This window comes from Streptomyces sp. DSM 40868, from assembly GCF_011820545.1.
In the GTDB taxonomy this organism is placed as follows: Bacteria; Actinomycetota; Actinomycetes; order Streptomycetales; family Streptomycetaceae; genus Streptomyces; species Streptomyces eurythermus.
The window spans coordinates 3,645,403-3,667,679 of the sequence record NZ_CP050504.1; the positions used below are offsets into that span (position 1 = coordinate 3,645,403).

A 22,277-nucleotide genomic window follows, 5' to 3' on the forward strand; every position below is an offset into this window, starting at 1 on the left:
CAACGTCAAGGGCGTTGCGGGCGCATTGTCCGATGGGGTGGCGTTTACGGGGAATTGAAGCCTGTGAGTGTGATGTAAAACCCGGACAAAAGAACAACTGCCGCCCATCGGACGGCAGTTGTCATGTCGACAAAGTTACTTCTCCTGCTGCTTGCGCCAGCGAATTCCGGCCTCCAGGAACCCGTCGATCTCGCCGTTGAACACGGCCTCCGGGTTGCCCACCTCGTGCTCGGTGCGCAGGTCCTTGACCATCTGGTAGGGGTGCAGCACGTACGAACGCATCTGGTTGCCCCAGGAGTTGCCGCCGTCGCCCTTGAGGGCGTCCATCTTGGCCTGCTCCTCCTGGCGGCGCCGCTCCAGCAGCTTGGCCTGGAGGACGTTCATCGCGGTGGCCTTGTTCTGGATCTGCGACCGCTCGTTCTGGCAGGAGACCACGATGCCGGTGGGCAGGTGGGTGATGCGGACGGCGGAGTCGGTCGTGTTGACGCCCTGGCCGCCGGGGCCGGAGGAGCGGTAGACGTCGATCCGCAGGTCCGACTCGTCGATCTCGACGTGGTCGGACTGCTCGACGACCGGCAGCACCTCGACGCCCGCGAAGGACGTCTGGCGGCGGCCCTGGTTGTCGAACGGCGAGATGCGCACCAGGCGGTGCGTGCCCTGCTCGACGGAGAGGGTGCCGTAGGCGTACGGCGCCTGCACGGCGAAGGTGGTCGACTTGATGCCGGCCTCTTCGGCGTACGACGTCTCGATCAGCTCCGTCTTGTAGCCGCGCTGCTCGGCCCAGCGCAGGTACATGCGCTGGAGCTTCTCGGCGAAGTCGGCCGCGTCGACGCCGCCGGCCTCGGCGCGGATGTTGACGAGCGCCTCGCGGGAGTCGTACTCGCCGGACAGGAGGGTACGGACCTCCATCTCGTCCAGCGCCTTCTTCACCGAGGCCAGCTCGGACTCGGCCTCGGCTCGGGTGTCCGGGTCGTCCTCCTCCTCGGCCATCTCGAAGAGGACCGCGAGGTCGTCGATCCGGCCGCGCAGCGCCTCCGCCTTCCTGACCTCGGCCTGGAGGTGGGAGAGCTTGCTGGTGATCTTCTGCGCCTCGTCCGGGTTGTCCCACAGGGACGGGGCCGCCGCCTGCTCCTCAAGCACGGCGATATCTGCCCTCAGCTTGTCGAGGTCCAGGACGGCCTCGATCGACTCCATGGTCGAGGAGAGGGACTTCAGCTCTTCGGATACATCGACGACTGCCACGCCTTCCAGCGTAACGGCTGTGGCAAGCGTCCTCGGCCGGGCCGCGTCCGCCCCGGGCCCCAGGGGCCCGGCGTGCCCGTGCCCGGCCGGCCGCGTCCGCCCCGGGTCTCAGGGGGCCGACGTGCTGTGCGTGTCCTGGGGTGCCTGGTCCTCCCCGTCGGCGGAGGCGAACCACGCGCCGACGCCCACGGCAGCCGCCACCAGCACCCCGGCCACACCCAGCGTCACCCGGCGCCGCCGCACCGCGGCCCGGTGGCGGGCCGAGCCCGGGCGGGGCGCGCCGGCGGGCCGGGGCGCGCGGGCGGTCCCGTGGGCGCCGCCGGCCAGCTCGTCCGGCGCGGGCACCCGCATCGACGTGTGGGTGTCCCGGTTGGAGTCCGGCCGGGCGCCGGGGACCAGGGACACCGCGCCGCGCCGCCGTACCGGCTCGCCCTCCGGGGCGGCCGCCGGAACGGGCTCCTCGGCCTCGTCCTCGGCGGGCCCGGGCTCGTCCACCTCCAGCGGCGGCAGCCCGGCCAGCGTGGGCAGCTGCTCGCGCAGCCGCGCCGCGAGCTCCGAGGCGCGCAGCCGGGAGGCGGGGGCCTTGGCCAGGCACTGCACGAGCAGCTGCCACAGCTCCTCGGGGATCCCGGGCAGCGGTACGACGGTCTCGGTGACGTGCCGGCGCAGCACCGCGCCGGGGTGTCCGCCGCCGAACGGGGTGAAGCCGGCCAGCAGCTCGTACAGGACCGTCGCCAGGGCGTAGATGTCCACGGCGGCGCGCGGCGGCAGGCCCTCCACGATCTCGGGGGCCAGATAGTCCGGGGTGCCGATGATCTTCGTGGCGCGGGTCCGCCTGGGCGAGTCGATCAGCTTGGCCACGCCGAAGTCGGTGAGCAGCGCGGGGTGGGCGCCGCCCGGTCCGAGCGGGCCCTGCATGTCGAGCAGGACGTTCTCGGGCTTGACGTCCCGGTGGACGACCCCGGCCGCGTGGGCCGCGGCCAGCGCGTCGGCGACGTCGGCGACGATCGCGACGGCCGCCTCGGGGGCGAGCCGCCGCTCCCGCTCCAGCCGGGTGCGCAGGTCGGTGCCGCGCACCAGGTCCATGACCAGGGCCAGGTCGTTGCCGTCGACCACCAGGTCCCGCACCGTGACGATGCGCGGGTGCTCCAGGCCGAGCAGCGCGGTGCGCTCCTGCACGAAGCGTCCGACGAGCTCCTGGTCGGAGGCGAGGTCCTCGCGCAGCAGCTTGATGGCGACGGGGCCCCCCGGTCCCTCGCCCAGCCACACCGTCCCGGCGCTTCCCCGCCCCAGGATCTGGTTCGCGGTGTACCGGCTGCCGATCTTCCGTGCCAAGACTGCTCCTACAGACGCGTGTTGTCGTTAAAACTACGCGTCCGGGGAGCCAACCTTCTCCGTGGAGGCGGAAATCACCCGGCAGGTGTCGACAAATCTCCAACCTGACGGCCGGTTCCCGGAGGACGGCTGACGGTCAGTTCCCGGAGGAGCCGCCCAGGTCGTCGATCCAGCCGCCCACCTTGCCGACCCAGTCGCTCAGCTGGTCCCAGTAGCCCTTGCCGGTGCCGATCCAGTCCTGGAGCGGGGTCAGCTCCCAGATCAGCCAGCTGACGACGATCAGGATGACGATCGTGAACAGGCAGCCCTTCAGGCAGCCGAGCCCGGGGATCTTCATCGGGTTGGCGCTGCGCTGCCGCGGCGCCCGGGGTTCGCGCGCGGGGCGCTGCGGCTCGGGCGGGGCGGGCGGCGCGTACCGCTGCGGCTGCTGGGGCTGCGGCGGCTGGGGCGTGGAGTACCGCTGGGGCTGCTGGGGCGGGTAGCCGGGGCCCGGTGCCTGCTGCGGGCGCTGCCGGCCGCGCGGCTGGGGCTGCTGCGGGCGGGGCTGGGGGGCCGGGCGCGGCTGCTGCTGCGGCCGGGGGGCGACCTGCCGCTGGGGGCGGCGGCGCAGCGGGTCCTCGTCCGGGTCCAGGTACTGGATCTGCGTCTGCTCGTTGCGGTCGCGGGCGGCGCGCAGCTGGTTCTGCCAGGGGTGCGGCTGCTCGGGCTGCTGCCCCTGCGGGCCGTACTGCCCCTGCTGCCCCTGCTGGTTCGGCGGGACCGGCGGCAGGACGGCCGTGGGGTCCGCGGCGCCCGTGCTCGGCAGGACGGCGGTGGGGTCGGCGGCGCCGGCCGGGCCGTCGGTGTGCGGCAGCACGCTGGTCGCGGCGTTCGGGTCGTACGCCCCCGTCGGCGCGTTCGCCGGCAGCACCTGGGTGGGGTCGGCGGCGCCGGGCGCGTCCGGGACGGCGGCCGGGGCCGGGTCGGGGGCGAGGAGCGCGCCGACACCGTCGGCGGCGGCGATCTGCGCGGCGTTCGCGTGCACGCCGACGCCCTCGGCGACGACCCGCAGGGCCCGCGCGAGGTTCTCGGCGCTGGGCCGTTCGTCCGGGTTCTTGCGCAGGCAGCGCTCTATGACCGTCCACAGCGGGTCCGGGACGGTGGAGGGGCGGCGCGGCTCGGCGCTCAGGTGCTGGTGCAGCACCTCCAGGGCGGTGGACCCGGCGAACGGCGGACGGCCGGTGACCAGCTCGTACAGCAGGATGCCGGCGCCGTAGACGTCCACGGCGGAGGTCTGCGGGCGGCCCTCGGCGGACTCCGGGGCGACGTAGGCGGGGGTGCCGACGAACTCGTGGGTACGGGTCAGGCCCGGGGAGTCGGCGAGGCGGGCGATACCGAAGTCGGTCAGCATCGGGTGCATCTCGCCGCCCTGCTGCATGAGCAGCACGTTGGCGGGCTTCAGGTCGCGGTGGACGACGCCGTCGGCGTGGCTCGCGGCGAGGGCGTCGGCGATCTGCGCGGTCAGCAGGGCGGCGCCGACCGGGGTGAGGGGGCCGTTCTCGCGCAGGTAGCGGTGCAGGTCGGGGCCGTCGACCAGGTCCATGACCAGGGCCAGCAGATCGCCCTCCACGACCAGGTCGCGGACCCGGACGATGTTCGGGTGGGTGAGCCGGAGCAGCACGGAGCGCTCGCGCAGGAAGCGCATCACGATGTCCGGGTCGCTCGCCAGCTCCTCCTTCAGGACCTTGATCGCGACCGTTTCCCCCGGCCGCCCGGGCACGGCGGCCTCCGCGCCCGCCGTCTCGCGCTGGCGGGCACGCCAGACAGTGCCTGTGGCGCCGCGTCCGAGCGGCTCCTCAAGCAGGTACTTGCTGCCGACTGGCCGCACGTCACGCGCTCCCTGCTGGTTGCTGTCGCTTGCTCCCGGTGCGCCCGGTCCCGGTGTCCCGGGGCCCGGTGTCCCGGTGTTCCGCCCCACTGTAGTGCCGTGCTACGGGGCACCACCCACGCGTTCCCGGGCATCCCCGGGGCGTGCGGGACGGGGTTCGACGGAAAGACGCGGGTCGCGGTCCTCCGGTTGCCCGGGGCCGGACGTGACCGATCTCAACTGATCGCCGTCGGGGTCCGGGTCCGGCACTTTTGGGGGCAGAGCCGACCAATCAAGATCACTTGCCATCGGGTTCCGGGCGCGTTGCCGACGGCAGGTGCGAGGATGCCTCCAGCAGTCCGCCGGGACGGTTCCGGCGGCCGCTGGCCGACGTGCTCGTGTGGGGTGGGGGGAAGTCCGCGCCCGCGCAGACCCGCGCAGAAGGGACCGCTGACGCCGATGCAGATCCGGCTGACCGTCGTAGACCCGCTCGGTCCGCCCCCGCAGCGGGGCCACTCCGTGAGCCGCGACGTGCTGGTCACGGCGCCCGTGGGCACGGAGCTGGGCGCGGTGGCCTCGGCGCTGGCCGGGGCGGTCGCGAGCGAGGGGGGCGCGGGGCGGGAGGCCGGCGCGTCCGTGGTGCTGTACGCGGGCGCGGAGCGGCTCGATCCGCGCCGGAGCACGCTCGGTGAGCCCCCGCTGGTCGACGGCGCCGTGCTGTCGCTGGGCGCGCCGGCGGCGCCCGAGCCGCATCCCGAGCTGGACGCCGCGCCGACGCAGCTGCACGTGGTGGCGGGGCCGGACGCGGGCGGGGTCCATCTGCTGCACGGCGGACGGATCACCGTGGGCCGCTCCGCCGACGCGGACGTGCCGCTGGACGATCCCGACGTCTCCCGGCTGCACTGCGCGGTCACCGTCGGCGCGGACGGCCGGGTCTCGGTCGCCGACCTCGGCTCCACGAACGGCACGTCCCTGGACGGCACCCGGGTGACGGACCGTCCGGTACGGGTTCCCGCCGGGGGCCTGCTGCGGATCGGGGAGTCCGCCCTGCGGGTGACCCCGTCGGGCGGGGCGGGGACACGCGTGCGGGCGGTACCGGACGGGGAGGGCCGCGTACGGGTTGCCGTGGGCGGTGACGGGACGGCCGGGCGCCCGGAGGCGCCGGCGCGGGAAGGTGCGGGCCGGCGTTCCTTCCCCTCCGGGGAGACGCATCACGCCTACGGCTCCCACACCCCCGTCGGCCGGGTCCCCGATGAGGAGGCCCGGGACCGTCGGCGCGGGCAGTCCCCGGTGGTGCCGGGGCAGGCCGGCGCGCCGAGCGTGGAGAGCAGGGGCGCGGGCCCCGGTGTGCCGGGCGCGGCGTCCGGCGGTGCCGCCACCCACGCGGGCCGCTTCGGAGTCGCCGGCGGGCCGGGCGGGCCGTCCGGAGCGGCGTACCCCGGGGCGCCTGGAGGGGCGTACGCCGGGGCGCCCGGTGGCGAGGACCCGCACCCGGGCGGGCGCAAGAGCACCCCGGTCAGGGGCACGGACGTGCCGCCGGGCGGGTTCCCCGGACCCGCCGGCGCGACGTTCACGCAGTACGGCGACCACCCCGGGTACGCCGACGCGCCGTACGGCGACCGTCCCGGGCAGGTGGACGTGGAGCAGGGGACCCGTCCGATGCCCGGCGACGCCGGTGCCCCCGCCCGGCCGGCCGCCGTCCCGCAAGGGACCCGGCGGCGTGGGTTCGGGGCCTGGGCCCGGCGGCTGACCGGTGGCCGTGGGGAGCAGGCGGGCGGCGCCGTGCCGTACGACACCGTCCCCGGGCCCGCCGCCGACGGGGGGCCGGCCGCCGGTGCCGTACCGCGCCCGGACACCTGGCCGGACCCGGCCGCGCTGCTGCTGACGGTGCTCGGTCCGGGGCCCCGGCTGTGGGAGCGCGGGCCGGGTCACCCGGAGGCGCTGACCGTGCGGCTCGGCACGGCCGACCGGAGCGCGCCGGACGGCTCGGGGCTCCTGCCCGCCGTACCGGTGACCGCCGCGCTGCGCGAGGCCGGCGCGCTGGGCCTGGCCGGTCCGCGCCCCCGGCTGTCCGGGCTGGCCCGCGCGGTGCTGGCCCAGCTCGCCGCGCTGCACTCCCCCGACCTGCTGGAGATCGTGCTGATCAGCGCGGACCACTCCCGGCCGGTGGCGGACCGTACGGAGGAGTGGGCCTGGCTGGGCTGGCTCCCGCACGTCCGGCCGGGCCACGGCCAGGACTGCCGGCTGCTGCTGGCGTACGACCGGGAACAGGCCGCGGCCCGTGTCGAGGAACTGCTGCGCCAGGTGGACGACCACGCCGGGACGCCGGGCGGACCGGCCGGAACGGTGACCGGCCTCACGGGGACACCGACCGGCCCCACCGGGACGGTGACCGGACCCGCCACGGCCATGGCCGTACCCGCCGGAACAGTGACCGGACCCACCGGGGCGATCGCCGGCTCCGGCCCCGCCGGGGCCCCGGCCCGAAGCGCTGTCACCGGCCCGGCGGGGATATCCGTACCCGCACAGGGCACGCCCGCCCGGACCTCCGGCCTCCCCGGCCACGGTCCGCTCGGCGCCCCCCTCCCCGGCGGCGGCTCCCCGGGACCGTTCACCATCGTCGTCGTGGACGGGGACCCCGGCGGTTCCGCCCTGCGGGACGCCCTCGCCCGGCTGGCCGTGGCCGGGCCCCGGGCCGGGATCCACCTGCTGTGTCTCGCCGAGACCGAACCCGCCTCGCCCGTCTCCCCCGTGGCGCGGACGTACGAGGCCGCCTGCGCGGTGACGCCCGCCTTCCGGCACTGCGGGGCCGTCGCGCTGCTCAGCGGGGACGTCGCCACCGCGCTGCAACTGCTGCGGGTCGGGCCGGGCGGCCCGGTCGGTCCGGGTACGCACGGCACCGTGGACGCCGTCTCCGCCGCCTGGGCGGACCGGTTCGCGCGGGCACTGGCGCCGCTGCGCCCGGACGGCCCGGACGGCGAGCCGCACGCGCGCGTGGCCGTGCCGCTGCCCCGGTCGGCCCGGCTGCTGGACGAGCTGGGACTGGCCCGCGCGACCCCGGCGTCGCTGATGGCGCGCTGGGCGGACGCGGCGGACGACACCGACTCCCCGGGCGGCCGGGCCCGGGCCGTGCTCGGCGCCGGGCCGCGCGGCCCGGTCACCGTCGACCTCGTGGCGGACGGTCCGCATCTGCTCGTCGAGGGCCCGGCCGGCAGCGGCCGTACCGAGCTGCTGCGGACCGTGGTCGCCTCGCTGGCCGCCGCCGAGCGGCCGGACCGGCTGGCCGTGGCGCTGCTCGACGGCCGGGACGGCGTCGGCACGGGCGCCGGGCGGGGCGAGGGGCTGCGCGTGTGCACGGACATCCCGCATGTGACCACCCACCTGATCGCCAACGACCCCGTGCGGATGCGGGAGTTCGCGCAGTCGCTGAGCGCCGAGCTGAAGCGCCGGGCGGAGCTGCTGGGCCGGACGGACTTCGCCCGGTGGCACGCGGGGCGGGAGGTGTCCGGCCGGATGGTGGCCCAGCGGGGCTCCGCCGTGGGATCGGCCTCCGGTGACATCGAGGCGCCGCCCAGCTCCACGCTGCGGCTGCGGCCGGGCGCGGCGGCCCGGCAGCGCGCGGCTGCCGCGCCGCCGCTGCCCCGGCTGGTGGTGGTCGTGGACGACCTGGACGCCCTGGTCTCGCCCGCGCTCGGCTCGCCGGGCCGGCCCGCCGCCGGCTCGGTGATCAGGGCGCTGGAGGCGGTGGCCCGGGACGGCGACCGGCTCGGGGTGCACCTGGTCGCGGCGGCCGGGTCCGACGGCCGTACGGCCCAGTCCGAGCCGGCCCGCCGGGCGGCCCTGCGGATCGTCCTGGACGCGCCGCAGCCGGGGCCGGACCAGCCGGCGCCGGGGCGGGGACGGCTGACGCACGCGGACGGGCCGGCCGTGGGCTTCCAGGGCGGCCGGGTGACCGGGCGCATCCCGCGCACCGCGACCCAGCGGCCCACGGTGGTCCCGCTGGACTGGGCGCGCGTGGGCGACCCGCCGGCCCGCCGGCCGGTACGGGAGCTGGGCAACGGCCCGACCGACCTGGCCCTGCTGGCGAGCGCGGTGGAGCGGGCGGCCCGCGAGGTCGCGGCGACCGAGGTCCCGTCCCTGCTCTAGGCCCTCTTTCCCCGCGAACTCCCCTGCATACGTGCCCGGTTACGAGCCGATCACGATACGCCGGTCCGGACCCCGGGCGCTCTTGCCCGTGTGGAGCGGCCCGGCGTACACCGGACCGCACGGGACAGAGTTCTTACGTTCAACGCGCGTTCAACGAAGAACGAACGAACGGGGAAGTGATGCACAGCAAGAGCAGCACATTCCGGCCCCACCGGGCCGTCACCGCGGTCGCCGCCCTGCTCGCGGGGGCCCTCGCGCTCTCCGCCTGCTCCAGCGGTGACGACGACAAGGAGGGCACCGGGGAGAAGCCCGGCGCGACCACGGGTTCCACCGTCACCCTGCCGAAGCTGGACGGCGCCAGGCTGGAGGTGGCCGCCGTCTGGACCGGTGGCGAGCAGGCCAACTTCAAGAAGGTCCTCGCCGAGTTCGAGAAGCGCACCGGCGCGTCGGTCACCTTCGTGCCCGCGCAGGACCCGATCATCAACTTCCTCGGTTCGAAGATCGCGGGCGGCCAGCCGCCGGACGTCGCGCTGCTGCCGCAGCCCGGTGCCATCAAGCAGGCCGTGCAGAAGGGCTGGGCCAAGCCGCTCGGGGCGCAGGCCGTCAAGGAGCTGGAGAAGAACTACTCCCAGGGCTGGCAGGACATCGGCAAGGTCGACGGCAAGCAGTACGGCGCCTACTACAAGGCCGCCAACAAGTCGCTGATCTGGTACAACGCCCAGGTCTTCGAGAACGCGGGGGCGAAGGAGCCGAAGACCTGGCAGGAGCTGCTGACCGCCTCGCAGGCCGTGTACGACTCCGGGGTCACGCCGTTCTCGGTGGCCGGCGCGGACGGCTGGCCGCTGACCGACTGGTTCGAGAACATCTATCTGTCCCAGGCGGGCCCGGAGAAGTACGACCAGCTGGCCCAGCACAAGATCAAGTGGACCGATCCCTCGGTCAAGCGGGCGCTGACCACCCTCGCCGAGCTGTGGGGGAAGAAGGACTATCTCGCGGGCGGCCAGAAGGGCGCGCTGCAGACGGAGTTCCCGCAGTCGGTCACCCAGACCTTCACCGGCGGCGACCAGCCGAAGTCGGCCATGGTCTACGAGGGCGACTTCGTGCAGGTGAACATCGGCGAGACCAAGTCGAAGGTGGGCACGGACGCGAAGGTGTTCCCCTTCCCGGCGGTCGGCGACAGCGCGCCGGTGGTCTCCGGCGGTGACGCGGCGGTGATCCTGAAGGACTCGAAGGCGGCGCAGGCCCTGGTCACCTTCCTAGCCTCCCCGGACGCCGCCGGCATCCAGGCCGGGCTGGGCGGTTACCTCTCCCCGAACAAGAACGTGCCCCTGTCGGCGTACCCGAACGAGGTGCAGCGGAAGATCGCCAAGGCGCTGGTCGAGGCCGGTGACGACTTCCGCTTCGACATGTCCGACCAGGCCCCGCAGGCCTTCGGCGGCACGCCCGGCAAGGGCGAGTGGAAGGACCTCCAGGACTTCCTGAGGAACCCGAAGGACGTCGCGGGCGCCCAGGCGAAGCTGGAGCGGGACGCGGCGGCGGCCTACGGGAACGGGGGCTGATCCGGGCATGGCGTCGGCAGCGGCGGCCGGGGCCGCACCGGGCCCCGCCGCGCCCCGCGGTCGCAAGAGCGTGACCGGCACCCGCAAGGCCGTGGCAGCGCTGTTCCTGCTGCCCGCGCTGGTGCTGCTCGGCGCGCTCGTGGTCTACCCGATCGGGTACTCGGTCGTCCGGAGTTTCGCGAACACCTCCGGTGACGGCTTCGCCGGCTTCGACAACTACGAGACACTGTTCACCGACGACGGCATCCGCACCGCGCTGAAGAACAACGTCATCTGGGTGGTGTTCGCGCCGACGGTCGCCACCGCGCTCGGCCTGGTCTTCGCGGTGCTGACCGAACGGGTGCGCTGGGGAACGGCGTTCAAACTGGTCGTCTTCATGCCGATGGCGATCTCGATGCTGGCGGCCGGGATCATCTTCCGGCTGGTGTACGACCAGGACCCGGACAAGGGGGTCGCCAACGCGGTCTGGACGGGCGTGCACGACACGTTCGCGCAGTCCTCGGCGTTCCCCAAGGCGCATCCGGGCCGCAAGTCGCCGCTCGTGGCGGACGGCGGGGGCTTCGTCACCAGGGACGCCGTGCGCGCCGGGCAGCCGGTCGCCCTGCCGCTGGTGGGCGTGGCCCCCGACCAGCTGCCCGACGGGGTGCGGAAGGCCGTCGCGGCGAAGCCGGAGCCGGGCAAGGTCACCGGCACCACCTGGCAGGACTTCACCCGCGGCAAGGGCGTCGGCAGGCTCGGCGCCCCGGACCCGTCCGAGGTGGGGTACGCCGGGATGCGGATCGAGGCGGTCAAGGACGGCGAGGTGGTGGCCTCCGCCACGGCGTCCGGCGACGGCACGTTCACCCTGCCCGCCGCCGCGGACGGGGCCCGGCTGCGGCTGCCGGCGGACAACTTCCGGGAGCCGTACAACGGGGTCTCCTGGCTCGGCCCGGCGCTGGTCACCCCGGCGATCATCGGGGCGTACGTGTGGATGTGGGCGGGCTTCGCGATGGTGCTGATCGCGGCCGGGCTCGCGGGCGTGCCCCGGGAGCTGCTGGAGGCGGCCCGGGTGGACGGCGCCTCCGAGTGGCAGGTGTTCCGCAAGGTCACCGTGCCGCTGCTGGCGCCGGTGCTGGCGGTCGTCGTCGTCACGCTCATGATCAACGTGCTGAAGGTGTTCGACCTGGTGTTCATCATCGCGCCCGGCTCCTCCCAGGACGACGCGAACGTGCTGGCGCTGGAGCTGTACCGCAAGGGCTTCTCGGAAGGGCAGCCGGGCGTCGCGAGCGCGATCTCGGTGTTCCTGCTGCTGCTGGTGATCCCGGTGATGCTGTTCAACATCCGTCGGCTCAGGCGGGAGGTGCGGCGATGACGGCGACCACCGAAGGCGTCCGGAAGGCCGGCGCGGTCCGGGCGGCTCCCGTCCGGCGGCCGGTCGGTGCCCGGATCGTGGAGAAGCTGGGCGGCGGGCTGGTCCGCGTGGTGCTGATCGTCGTGGGCCTGTTCTGGCTGGTGCCGACCATCGGCCTGCTGGTGTCCTCGCTGCGCTCGCCGCAGGACATGAGCGCGAGCGGCTGGTGGACGGTGTTCACCGAGCCGTCCCGGCTCACCGTGGACAGCTACGAGAAGCTGCTGGAGAACTCCGACATCACGAACTCGCTGCTGAACACCGTGCTGATCACGGTCCCGGCGACGGTCCTGGTCGTGGTGATCGGGGCGCTGGCCGGGTACGCGTTCGCGTGGATGGAGTTCCCGGGCCGGGACTGGTGGTTCCTGGGCGTGGTGAGCCTGCTGGTGGTGCCCGTACAGGTGGCGCTGATCCCGATCGCCGAACTCTTCGGGAAGATCGGGCTGTTCGGGTCGATCCTCGGGGTGATCCTGTTCCACACCGGGTACGGGCTGCCGTTCGCGGTGTTCCTGCTGCGGAACTTCTTCGCGGAGATCCCGCGCGAGCTGCTGGAGGCGGCCCGGCTGGACGGCGCCGGTGAACTGAGGCTGTTCGCGCGGGTGGTGATGCCGCTGGGCGGCCCGGCGATCGCCAGCCTCGGCATCTTCCAGTTCCTGTGGGTGTGGAACGACATGCTGGTCGCGCTGGTGTTCACCAAGTCGGGCACGCAGCCGATCACGGTCGCCCTGCAGACGCAGGTACGGCAGTTCGGCAACAACATCGACGTCCTGGCGCCCGGCGCGTTCCTGTCCATGGTGATCCCGCTGGCCGTGTTCTTCGCGTTCCAGCGGCAGTTCGTGTCCGGCGTGATGGCGGGCGCGGTCAAGTAGCCGCAGGGGTAGGTCACTTCAGGGGGCGGGCCGGTCGCGGCCCGCCCCCTTCGCGTCGGTCCGGTGTCGCCCGAATGCCGTACCCGCCGTAACCAATTCACTCCATCGGCCGTTCCCGGACCACCACACCCGCGCCGAGCGACCCAGGGATGTCCCGTGCCCCGGTTCAGTGTCACCGTGCCGCAACCTCCCGGTTCCTTCCCCGTCACCGGGAGCCGCTGAACGCCGTTGTTCCTCCCGGGAGTTCCCATGCCCCTCGGCTCGACGCGGCCCGCTCCGAGCCGGCCGTCCACCTGGCGTCCGGCGGGACGGCCCGGCCGCGTCCGCACGACGACAGAGAGAACAGAATGCCCCGCTTCAGCATCATCGTCCCGTCCCATGGGGTCGCCGGACGGCTGTCCCAGGCGCTGGACTCGGTCCTCGGCCAGTCCTTCGGCGACCTCCAGCTGATCCCGGTCTGCGACGCCCCCGACGCCCCGGCGGCCGAGGTCGCCGCCGGGTACGCGGAGCGGGACTCCCGGGTGACCGTCGTCCACTCGCCGCCGTCCGCCGGGCTGAGCGGGGCGCGCAACGCCGGGATGCGGGCGGCGACCGGCGCCTATGTGCTGTTCCTGGACGGCGACGACCTGCTGCTGCCGGGGGCGCTGGCGGTGGTGGACGCCCGGCTGTCCGAGGTCGCCGGGGTGGACGTGCTGTACTGCGAGCACGAGCGTGCCCCCTGGTGGGAGGGCGAGCCGGCGCTCCCGGCCGGGCCGCTGCCGGCGAAGGCCCCGCGCGGCGCCTTCGCCCCCGCCGAGCTGCCCGGGCTGACCGGCGTCCAGCTGCCCGCGTGGAGCGCCGTGTACCGGCGGGCCTTCCTCACCGAGCGGGAACTGTCCTTCCCGGACGGGCACTTCACCGACCTGGGCTGGGGCGGGCTGGTGACCGTCGCGGCCGGGCGGATCGCGGTGCTGCGCCGGGCCGTCGTACGCCACCGGTCCCGCCGCCAGGGCAGCCGGCTGAATCTGCCCGGCCCGCACCAGCACACCCTGCTGGACCAGGTGGAGCGGGTGCTGGCCCGGGCGGCCGAGGCGGGGCTGCCTCCCGAGCGGACCGGGCCGCTGTTCGACCAGGCGTTCGCGATGGTGCTGAAGACGGCGGCCCGGCCGGAGCGGCTGCCCTCGGGGCACCGGGCGTTCTTCCGCCGCGCGGCCCGGCTCTACCGGCTGCACCGGCCGGACGGGCACCGGGTGCCGGACGGCAGCCTCGGGGTGCAGCACCGGCTGCTGGCGGCGGGCGCGTACGACGCCTTTCGCGCCCTGCGCGGCGCCAACCGGGCGGCCGGCGGCGCCGCCGCCCGGCTGCCGCGTCCGCACCTGGCCCGCACCCGGCTGCGCTACGCCCGCGACCTGCGCCGCCCGCTCGAAACGGACCTCGCCGTGTACTGCGCGTACTGGGGCCGGGGGTACGCCTGCAACCCGGCGGCGATCCACGCCAAGGCCCGGGAGCTGGCCCCGCACCTCCGCTCGGTGTTCCTGGTCGAGGCCGGCCAGGAACACACCATGCCGGACGGCGTCGAGTACGCGGTGCTCGGTTCGCGCCGCGCCTGGGAGGTGCTGGCCCGGGCCGCGTACCTGATCAACAACGCCAACTTCGCCGAGGGCGTGGTCAAGCGGCCGGGCAGCGTGCACCTGCAGACCCAGCACGGCACCCCGCTGAAGACGATGGGCGTGGACCAGTCGGTGTATCCGGTGGTGGCGGCCCGGTCCGGGAGTTTCACCAAGCTGCTGGGCCGGGTCGACCGCTGGGACTTCAACCTGTCGTCCAACCGCCACTCCACCCGGATGTGGGAACGCGCCTTCCCGGGCTCGTACGAACAGCTGGAGTACGGCTATCCGCGCAATGACGTCTACTACACGGCGACCGCCCGTGACGTGGCCCGGATCCGTCGTGAGCTGGGCGTCCCGGAGGGCCGGACGGCCGTGCTGTACGCGCCGACCCACCGCGACCACCACACCGGCTTCGAGCCCGGCCTGGACCTGGAGGCGTTCTGCCGGGCGGCCGGGGAGAACGTCGTCGTGCTGCTGCGCGCCCACTACTTCTACGACCGGGGCGGCCCGCGCGGCTCGGGCCGGATCATCGACGTCACCGCGCACCGCTCGGCGGAGGACGTGTGCCTGGCGGCGGACGCGCTGATCACCGACTACTCGTCCATCATGTTCGACTACGCCAACCTGGACCGGCCGATCGTGATCTACGCCGACGACTGGGAGGTGTACCGGGAGACCCGGGGCGTCTGCTTCGACCTGATGGCCGAGCCGCCGGGCCTGGTCGCCCGGACCCCCGAGGAGCTGGCCGCCGTGTTCCGCGACGGCTCCTACGCCGGTCCCCGGGCCCGGGCGCTGCGGGCCGCGTTCCGGGAGCGGTTCTGCGAGTTCGACGACGGGCGGGCCGCCGAGCGGGTGGTGCGCCGGGTGCTGCTCGGCGAGCCGCCCCAGGCGCTGCCCCCCGTGCTCCCGCTCGCCGAGCGCGTCCCCGCCCCCGCCGCCGCGACCCTCGTGAGGAGCTGATCCGCCGTGCCCCGCTTCAGTGTGATCGTGCCCTGTTACCGGGTGCAGGGCTTTCTGCCCGAGTGCCTGGACTCGGTGCTCGGGCAGTCCTTCGGGGACTTCGAGCTGATCGCCGTGGACGACCGCTCCCCGGACGACTGCGGCGCGATCCTGGACGAGTACGCCCGGCGCGACCCCCGGGTGAAGGTGCTGCACCTGCCGGAGAACGTGGGCCTCGGCATGGCCCGCAACGCCGGGCTCCCGCACGCCACCGGCGACTACCTGCTCTTCCTGGACAGCGACGACACCCTCACCCCGGGCGCGCTGGAGGCCGTGGCCGACCGGCTCGCCGAGACCGCCGACCCGGACGTGCTGGTCTTCGACTACGCGCGTACCTACTGGTGGGGCGGCACCCGGCGCAACGTCCTCGCGCACCTCCTCGCCAGGGAGGAGGTGTTCACCGCCGCCGAGTACCCGGGGATCCTGGACCTGCTGATGGTGGTCTGGAACAAGGCCTACCGCCGGGACTTCGTCACGGAGAACGGCTTCGCCTTCCCGCCGGGCTACTACGAGGACACCCCCTGGACGTTCCCGGTCATGCTCAGCGCCCGCCGGATCGCCGCCCTGGACCGGATCTGCCTGCACTACCGGCAGCGCCGGCAGGGCAACATCCTGTCCACCACCAGCCGCAAGCACTTCGACATCCACGACCAGTACGAGCGGGTCTTCGCGTATCTGGCCGGGCGGCCGGAGCTGGCGTCCTGGCGGCCGTATCTGCACCGCAAGATGGGCGAGCACTGCCTGGACATCCTGGCCAAGCCGGACCGGCTGCCGCCCGCCGACAAGGCCGAGTTCTTCCGGCGCACGGCCCGGATGTTCCGCGCCCACCGGCCCGAGGGCGCCCGGGTGGACGGCGAGGTCGCCGTGCTGACCGGCTCCTGGACCGGGTACCGGCTGCGGCGGCAGTCGGCGCGGGCCGGGCGGGAGGCGGCCCGGCGGGCGGGCCGGGCGCGCCGGGCCGCCGCCGCGCGGGCCGGCGCCGGCTGGGCCGCGCTGCACGCCCGCCGCCCGCTGGACGAAAGCCTCGTGGTGTACTCGGCGTCCTCGCACCGGGGCGTGCTCGGCGACCCGGCGGCGATCTACCACGCGGCCCGCGAGATCGCGCCGGAGCTGCGCGGGGTGTGGGTGGTGCGGGACGAGGAGACGGCGGCGGGGCTGCCGGACGGCGTCGAGCACGTGATCGTCGGCTCGCGGCGCTATCTGGAGGTCACCGCGCGCGCGAAGTTCTTCGTCAACGACGTCAACTGGCCCGGCACCCTGGCCAAGCGCCCCGGCAGCGTGCACATCCACACCCACCAGGGCACCCCGCTGAAGTACCTGGGCGCCGATCTGCGGGACAAGCCCGGCGCGCGGCTCGGCTTCGACGTGCCGCAGATGCTGCGCCGGGCCGACCGCTGGGACTACAGCCTGGTCGCGAGCCGCCACGCGGAGCTGGTGTGGGAGCGGGCCTACCCCTGTCACTTCACCTCGGTGCGCACCGGCAGCCCGCGCAACGACGTGCTGGTGCGCGGCGGGCCCGGCGGTTTCCGGGAGCGGCACGGCATCCCTGCGGACCACACGGTGGTGCTGTACGCGCCGACCCGCCGGGACTACCGCCGCGGCGGGTACGTGGAGCGGATCGACCTGGCCGCCTTCGCGGCCGGTCTCGGCGAGGGGCACACGCTCGTGGTCCGGCTGCACCCCACGCTGGCGGACGGCCCGGCGCGGGGCATGGGCCTGACGGAGCTGGCCCGGCGCCGGATCGTGGTGGACGCGACCGACGAGCCGCATCTGTCGGACGTGCTGCTCGCGGCGGACGTACTGGTCACCGACTACTCGTCCGTGATGTTCGACTACGCCGTCCTGGACCGGCCGATCGTGATCCACGCCGACGACTGGCCCGCGTTCACCGCGAGCCGGGGCACCTATCTCGACATCACCGCCGAGCCGCCGGGTCCTGTCACCCGCAGCTACGGGGAGCTGTCCGGGTTGTTCGGCTCGGGCGGCTGGCGGGACGGGGAGTCGGCGCGGCTGCGGGCCGCCTTCCGCGCCCGGTTCTGCGAGTTCGAGGACGGACGGGCCGCCGAGCGGGTGGTGCGGACCCTGCTGCTGGGCGAGCCGCTGTCCGCTCCGGCGTCCCGGATCCCGGGCCAGTCCGGGTCCCGGGACGCGCTGTCGCCGGCGTAGGGGCCGTCCGGCCGCTCGTCGGTCACTCGATGACGAGGTCGACGTCGATGTTGCCGCGGGTGGCGTTGGAGTACGGGCAGACCTGGTGGGCGGTCTCGACCAGCTTGCGGCCGGTGGCCTGGTCCACCGTGTCGGGCAGTTCGATGCGCAGGGTGACCTTCAGCCCGAAGCCCTCGCCCTGCTTGCCTATGCCCACCTCGGCGGTCACGGCGGCGTCGCTGACGTCGACCTTCGCCTGGCGGCCGACCAGGCCGAGGGCGCTGCCGAAGCAGGCGGCGTACCCGGCGGCGAAGAGCTGCTCGGGGTTGCTGCCCTGGCCGTCGCCGCCCAGTTCGACCGGCATGGCCAGGGCGAGGTCGATGCGGCCGTCGGAGGAGACGGCACGGCCCTCGCGGCCGTGGGTCGCGGTGGCGACGGCGGTGTAGAGCGCGTCCATGGAGACCATCCCTCTCGGGGTGCGGGGTTCGTTACGACCGCAAGTAGAGCACACAACTAAGTTGTGCACAACTAAATGCCGGGCAAGGGCTACCCTGGAGCCATGACCGAACCGGAGTGGCTCCGCCTGGACCGCCAGATCTGCTTCTCCCTGCACGCCGCGTCCCGCGCCTTCAACGGCGTCTACCGCGTCCTCCTCAGGGACCTCGGGCTCACCTACCCCCAGTACCTGGTGATGCTGGTGCTGTGGGAACAGGGCGAGCTGCCCGTCAAGAAGCTCGGCGAGCAGCTGCGGCTGGACTCCGGCACACTGTCCCCGCTGGTCAAGCGGCTGGAGGCGGCCGGTCTGGTACGGCGCGAGCGCAGCGCCGAGGACGAGCGGTCGGTCCTCGTGCGGCTCACCGAGGAGGGCGCCGCGCTGCGCGAGCGGGCGCTGGAGGTGCCGCGCCGGATCATGTCGGCGACCGGCTTCGACCCGGCCGAGATCGGCGAGCTGCGCGAGCGGCTCGACCGGCTCACCGCCGCCCTGGACGAGGCGACGCGGACGGAGGCCGCGCGCTGACCGGGCGGACGTAGAGCCGTACGGTGACCACGCCCCGCACGGTTTCCTCCCGGCCGGTGAACTGCTGCCAGAGCGTGGTCACCTTCGCCCGTTCCACCGGGTCGCGCGGCACCCAGCGGGCGCCGAGCAGCCGGCGGTCCCCGACCACCCACACCCGGTCCAGCCCCGCCAGCCTGCGGCGCAGCTCGGCCACGCCGGCCTCGCGCCCGTACAGCGTCCCGGACTCCGCCGCCCCCGCCACCCGCAGCACGTCCCGGGTGCCGTCGAACGGCCGGGGATAGGTGAGCGCCACGTTCCGCAGGGCCGCCGGCACGAACACCACGGCGTCCCCGTCCGCCAGCTCCCGCCCGGCGGCCCGGGAGACGGCCCCCAGGTCGTCCGCCCGGGCCCCGGGTGCGCGGTCGTCGCGGAGCAGGGGGAACTGGTGGACCACCGAGAGCGCGACGGCGGCGACACCGAGAAGGGCGAGGGCCGGGGAGGCCGGCGGACGGCGCCAGACCGGCCGGCCGCGCCCCCACAGCCGTTCCACCGTCCCCGCCACCCGCTCCGCCCCGCACGCCACCAGCAACGGCGCCCCCGACAGGGCGTAGAGCACGTACCGGTCGACGTACAACGGCGACGCCTGGGACACCAGCATCAGCACCAGCGGCGGCACCACCGCCACCGGCATCCCCACCCCCGCGCACGTCGGCTCCCCCCGCCGCCCGGCCAGTCGCAGCAGCCCCAGGCAAGCCAGCGCGAGACACACCCAGTACACCGAGTCGGCCGGCCCCAGGAACCTGCGCAGCAGCCCCCCGGCCGTCTCCGCCGTGGGCGGCCGCAGCCACGCCAGCTGCGCCGACTGGCCCCGCGACACCAGCACCATCGGCAGCAGCGCGAGCACGACCGCCGCCGCCGCGCACCCCCAGCCCCGCCACACCCGCCGCCCGGCCCGGGCCAGCGCCAGCGACACCGCGTGGGCGAGGAGCAGCAGCACGGCGAACTCGTGCAGCCAGCAGGTGAGGGAGAGGACCACGCCGTAGGCCCGCCACGCACCGCCGCGCACGGCCCGCACGAACAGCAGCGTCGCCGCGGTGGCACCGGCGGCGACCAGGGCGTAGGAGCGGCCCTCCTGCGCGTAGTGCCCGGCCATCGGCGTGACGGCGTAGAGCAGTCCGGCCCACAGCCCCACCCGCGGCCGGACCAGCCGGCGGCCGAGCTCGGCCACCAGGGCCGCCGTGGCGGCCGCCGCGCACACCGACGGCAGCCGCAGCGCGACCTCGCCGGGGTGGACGGCGAGGACGGCGTGCAGCAGCAGGTAGTACAGGCCGTGCACCGCGTCCACGTCGTGCAGCAGGTGCCAGATCTGCGGCACCGTACGGCGCCCCACCTGGAAGCTGACGGCCTCGTCGCGCCACATGCCGCCCCGGTCCAGCCGCCACAGTCCGAGGGCCAGCATCACCAGGGCGGGCACGCCCGGGACGGCGGCCCGCCGCAGCCGTTCCCAGGCGGGTGGCCGGCTCGTTGTACCGGCCGGTGCGCCCGTGGGCGCACCGGCCGCTCGACGCGATCGCGGTGTGACAGGAAGCCCGACGTTCACCATGGCCCGATCTCTTGCGATTAGCCAATATTTGCGGAGATTGACGGCGTATCAGCAGGGATACACCATCCGCACCGCTTAGGCTCCCATGTGATGAACCGTCTCCGTGTCACCCCCGGACCGATCGTCACCCTCACCGCCCTGTGGCTCGCCACCCGTGCCCTGATGCTGTGGCTGACCGCGCACAGCGGTGCCTGGCTGCCGGGCGGGGACGCGGTGACCCGGGAGGTGTGGCGGCTGTACCACCACTGGTACGGCGTGCTCGCGCACGGCTCCTTCCCGGTGCACGACACGCTGTGGCAGTACCCGCCGGGCGCGGGCGCGGTCCTGCTGGCGCCGGGGCTGCTGCCGGGCCTGACCTACTTCCAGGCGTTCGTGCTGCTCACCCTGGCCGTGGACGCGCTGACCGCGGCGGCGCTGCTGCGCGCGGGCAGCCGGCCCGGCCGCAGCCTGCGCGGCGCGGCCCTGTGGACCGGCGGCCTGCCGCTGCTGCTGCACCTGCCACTGGCCCGCTACGACGTCCAGGTCACCGCCCTGGCCGTGCTCTCCCTGCTGGCCATGGCCCGCTCCCCGCGCGCGGGCGGCGCGTTCGCGGCGCTGGGCGCGCTGGTGAAGGTGTGGCCGGCGCTGGTGCTGCTGGGCACGCCCCGGGGCCGGCCGGCGCGCGGGGCGTGGCTGTCGGCGGTCTGGACCGGGGCCGGGTGCCTGGCCGTGCTCGCGGTGTTCTTCACCCACCCGCTGTCCTTCCTGCGGGAGCAGGGCGGCCGGGGCGTGCAGATCGAGTCGCTCGGCGGTACGGCGCTCAATCTGGCCCGGCGTCTCGGCTGGTCCGGCCGGTCCCGCTACCAGTACGGCGCGGTGGAGCTGGTCGGCCCGCATGTGCGCGCGGTCGCCGTCGCCTCCCTCACGCTGACGGTGCTCTCCTTCGGGCTGCTGGTGCTGTGGCGGGTGCGGGCGCGGCACTGGAGTGAGGCGACGCCGTTCGACGCGGCGCTGAGCGCGGTGCTGCTGTTCACGGTCACCAGCCGGGTCATCAGCCCGCAGTACATGATCTGGCTGATCGGGCTGGCCGCCGTCTGCCTGACCTCGCGGCACACCGCCCAGCGGCCGGTGGCGGTGCTCGTGCTGGCGGCGTCCGCGCTGAGCACGGTGGCGTTCCCGATCTACTACCGCGAGGTGATCGACGGCACCTGGGCGGGCTGTCTGCTGATGCTGGCCCGCAACGGGCTGCTGACGGCCGCCGCCGTGCTGTCCTTCGTCCGGCTGTGGCGGTCCGCGCGCCCGCCAGCCGGCGCGGCCGGGCCCACGACGCGGCCCCGGCCCGACTCCGACCGCCTCCCGGACCGGGCACTGAGCGCGTCGTAGCGGGGCACTCAAGGGCCTCAGGGGACCTCAGGGGACCTCAGGGGACCTCACTTGCATTACCCCGCGCCTGCAATTATTGTCGACGACAGTTAAGCGCGCCCGCAATCAAAGGGTCGCGCGTCACTCCACCCGAGTGTCAGCGCGGCCCGGGCGTGAAGAAATTGATCGAGAAGGCATCCCCTCATGTCACTGAAGAACCTCCTTCCCGGCCGTCTCGGCTTCGGCACCGCCCCGCTGGGCAACATGTTCCGCGCGATCCCCGACGACGAGGCCCGCGCCACCGTCGAGGCCGCCTGGGACCAGGGCATCCGCTACTACGACACCGCCCCCTTCTACGGCGCCGGCCTCGCCGAGGAACGCCTGGGCCAGGTCCTCGCCGACAAGCCCCGCGACTCCTACGTGCTGTCCACCAAGGTCGGCCGCGTCATCCTCGACGAGATCGAGACCGACGTCCCCGACTTCGGCGAGAAGGGCGGCCTCTTCGAGCACGGCAACCCCAACAAGATCCTCCACGAGTGGACCGCCGACGCCACCGAGCGCTCCATCGAGGGCAGCCTCAAGCGCCTCGGCGTCGACCGGCTCGACATCGTCTGGGTCCACGACATCGCCCAGGACTTCCACGGCGACGCCTGGATCCAGAAGTTCGAAGAGGCCCGCACCGGCGCCTTCCGCGTCCTGTCCCGCCTGCGCGACGAGGGCGTCATCAAGGCGTGGGGCCTGGGCGTCAACAAGACCGAGCCCATCGAGCTGACCCTCGCCCTGGACGAGCCGCAGCCCGACGGCTTCCTCCTCGCCGGCCGCTACACCCTCCTCGACCACGAGCACGCCCTCCAGCGGCTGCTGCCCATGGCCCAGGAGCAGGGCGTCGAGATGGTCGTCGGCGGCCCCTACAGCTCCGGCATCCTCGCCGGCGGCAGCCACTTCGAGTACCAGCAGGCCCCGCCGGAGATCATCGAGAAGGTCTCCCGCCTGAAGGCCCTCGCCGAGAAGCACGGCATCGGCATCAAGGCCGCCGCCCTGCAGTTCTCCCTCGCCCACCCGGTCACCGCAGCGGTCATCCCCGGCGCCACCCGCCCGAGCCGGATCGCCGAGGACCTCGCCGCCCTGAACGAGACCGTCCCGGCCGCGTTCTGGCACGACCTGCGCGCGGCAAACCTGGTGAGCCCCGCCGCCCCGCTGCCCGACGCCGCCTGACCCA

The 22,277-nt window shown here is 74.4% G+C and carries 14 protein-coding genes; 9 read left to right on the top strand and 5 right to left on the bottom strand.

What is annotated here, in order from left to right; all coding sequences use genetic code 11:
• Positions 1 to 135: 135 nt before the first annotated feature.
• The 3 genes from prfB to HB370_RS16470 form a co-directional block, all read right to left on the bottom strand.
• Complete coding sequence (gene prfB, locus HB370_RS16460; RefSeq protein WP_030782864.1) at positions 136 to 1,242, bottom strand: peptide chain release factor 2; 1,107 nt, start codon at positions 1,240 to 1,242, stop codon at positions 136 to 138.
• Between the two features lie 108 nt (positions 1,243 to 1,350).
• A complete protein-coding gene (locus HB370_RS16465) occupies positions 1,351 to 2,577 on the bottom strand; it encodes a serine/threonine-protein kinase (protein WP_030782867.1) in 1,227 nt (408 codons plus the stop codon).
• Positions 2,578 to 2,713: 136 nt separating this feature from the next.
• Positions 2,714 to 4,444 (bottom strand): serine/threonine-protein kinase, encoded by a 1,731-nt coding sequence (locus tag HB370_RS16470; protein ID WP_030782870.1) that lies wholly within the window; start codon positions 4,442 to 4,444, stop codon positions 2,714 to 2,716.
• A gap of 438 nt (positions 4,445 to 4,882) precedes the next feature.
• Between HB370_RS16470 and HB370_RS16475 the strand changes: the two genes are divergently transcribed.
• From HB370_RS16475 to HB370_RS16500, 6 genes are all read left to right on the top strand, one after another.
• Positions 4,883 to 8,569 carry an FtsK/SpoIIIE domain-containing protein gene (locus tag HB370_RS16475; RefSeq protein ID WP_030782873.1) on the top strand — a complete coding sequence of 1,229 codons (3,687 nt, stop codon included), beginning with the start codon at positions 4,883 to 4,885 and terminating at the stop codon, positions 8,567 to 8,569.
• 179 nt (positions 8,570 to 8,748) lie between these two features.
• Positions 8,749 to 10,128, top strand: a complete 1,380-nt coding sequence (locus HB370_RS16480) for an ABC transporter substrate-binding protein (protein ID WP_030782876.1) — start codon at positions 8,749 to 8,751, stop codon at positions 10,126 to 10,128.
• A 70-nt stretch (positions 10,129 to 10,198) separates the two neighbouring features.
• Positions 10,199 to 11,479, top strand: a complete 1,281-nt coding sequence (locus HB370_RS16485; RefSeq protein WP_037701664.1) for a sugar ABC transporter permease — start codon at positions 10,199 to 10,201, stop codon at positions 11,477 to 11,479.
• A complete protein-coding gene (locus tag HB370_RS16490) occupies positions 11,476 to 12,384 on the top strand; it encodes a carbohydrate ABC transporter permease (protein WP_030782882.1) in 909 nt (302 codons plus the stop codon). Before HB370_RS16485 ends, HB370_RS16490 begins: the two co-directional genes overlap by 4 nt.
• Positions 12,385 to 12,731: 347 nt before the next feature.
• Positions 12,732 to 14,933 (top strand): bifunctional glycosyltransferase/CDP-glycerol:glycerophosphate glycerophosphotransferase, encoded by a 2,202-nt coding sequence (locus tag HB370_RS16495; protein ID WP_030782885.1) that lies wholly within the window; start codon positions 12,732 to 12,734, stop codon positions 14,931 to 14,933.
• Between the two features lie 6 nt (positions 14,934 to 14,939).
• The gene (locus HB370_RS16500) at positions 14,940 to 17,138 is read left to right on the top strand and encodes a bifunctional glycosyltransferase/CDP-glycerol:glycerophosphate glycerophosphotransferase (protein ID WP_167512988.1); all 2,199 of its coding nucleotides are present in this window, start codon (positions 14,940 to 14,942) and stop codon (positions 17,136 to 17,138) included.
• A gap of 22 nt (positions 17,139 to 17,160) precedes the next feature.
• Here the strand turns inward: HB370_RS16500 and HB370_RS16505 are convergent, their stop codons facing one another.
• Positions 17,161 to 17,574, bottom strand: a complete 414-nt coding sequence (locus HB370_RS16505) for an organic hydroperoxide resistance protein (RefSeq protein WP_030782888.1) — start codon at positions 17,572 to 17,574, stop codon at positions 17,161 to 17,163.
• A 75-nt stretch (positions 17,575 to 17,649) separates the two neighbouring features.
• Here HB370_RS16505 and HB370_RS16510 point away from each other — a divergent pair, with 75 nt between their 5' ends.
• On the top strand, positions 17,650 to 18,135 hold the full coding sequence (locus tag HB370_RS16510) for a MarR family transcriptional regulator (RefSeq protein WP_030782891.1): 486 nt from the start codon (positions 17,650 to 17,652) through the stop codon (positions 18,133 to 18,135).
• Here HB370_RS16510 and HB370_RS16515 read toward each other — a convergent pair.
• Positions 18,089 to 19,588 carry a glycosyltransferase family 39 protein gene (locus tag HB370_RS16515; protein ID WP_244405539.1) on the bottom strand — a complete coding sequence of 500 codons (1,500 nt, stop codon included), beginning with the start codon at positions 19,586 to 19,588 and terminating at the stop codon, positions 18,089 to 18,091. The genes HB370_RS16510 and HB370_RS16515 overlap by 47 nt on opposite strands.
• 219 nt (positions 19,589 to 19,807) lie before the next feature.
• Between HB370_RS16515 and HB370_RS16520 the strand changes: the two genes are divergently transcribed.
• Both HB370_RS16520 and HB370_RS16525 read left to right on the top strand, forming a co-directional pair.
• Positions 19,808 to 21,079, top strand: coding sequence for a glycosyltransferase 87 family protein (locus tag HB370_RS16520; protein WP_030782896.1), 1,272 nt, complete (start codon positions 19,808 to 19,810; stop codon positions 21,077 to 21,079).
• Between the two features lie 183 nt (positions 21,080 to 21,262).
• The gene (locus HB370_RS16525) at positions 21,263 to 22,273 is read left to right on the top strand and encodes an aldo/keto reductase (RefSeq protein ID WP_030782899.1); all 1,011 of its coding nucleotides are present in this window, start codon (positions 21,263 to 21,265) and stop codon (positions 22,271 to 22,273) included.
• Positions 22,274 to 22,277 lie beyond the last annotated feature (4 nt).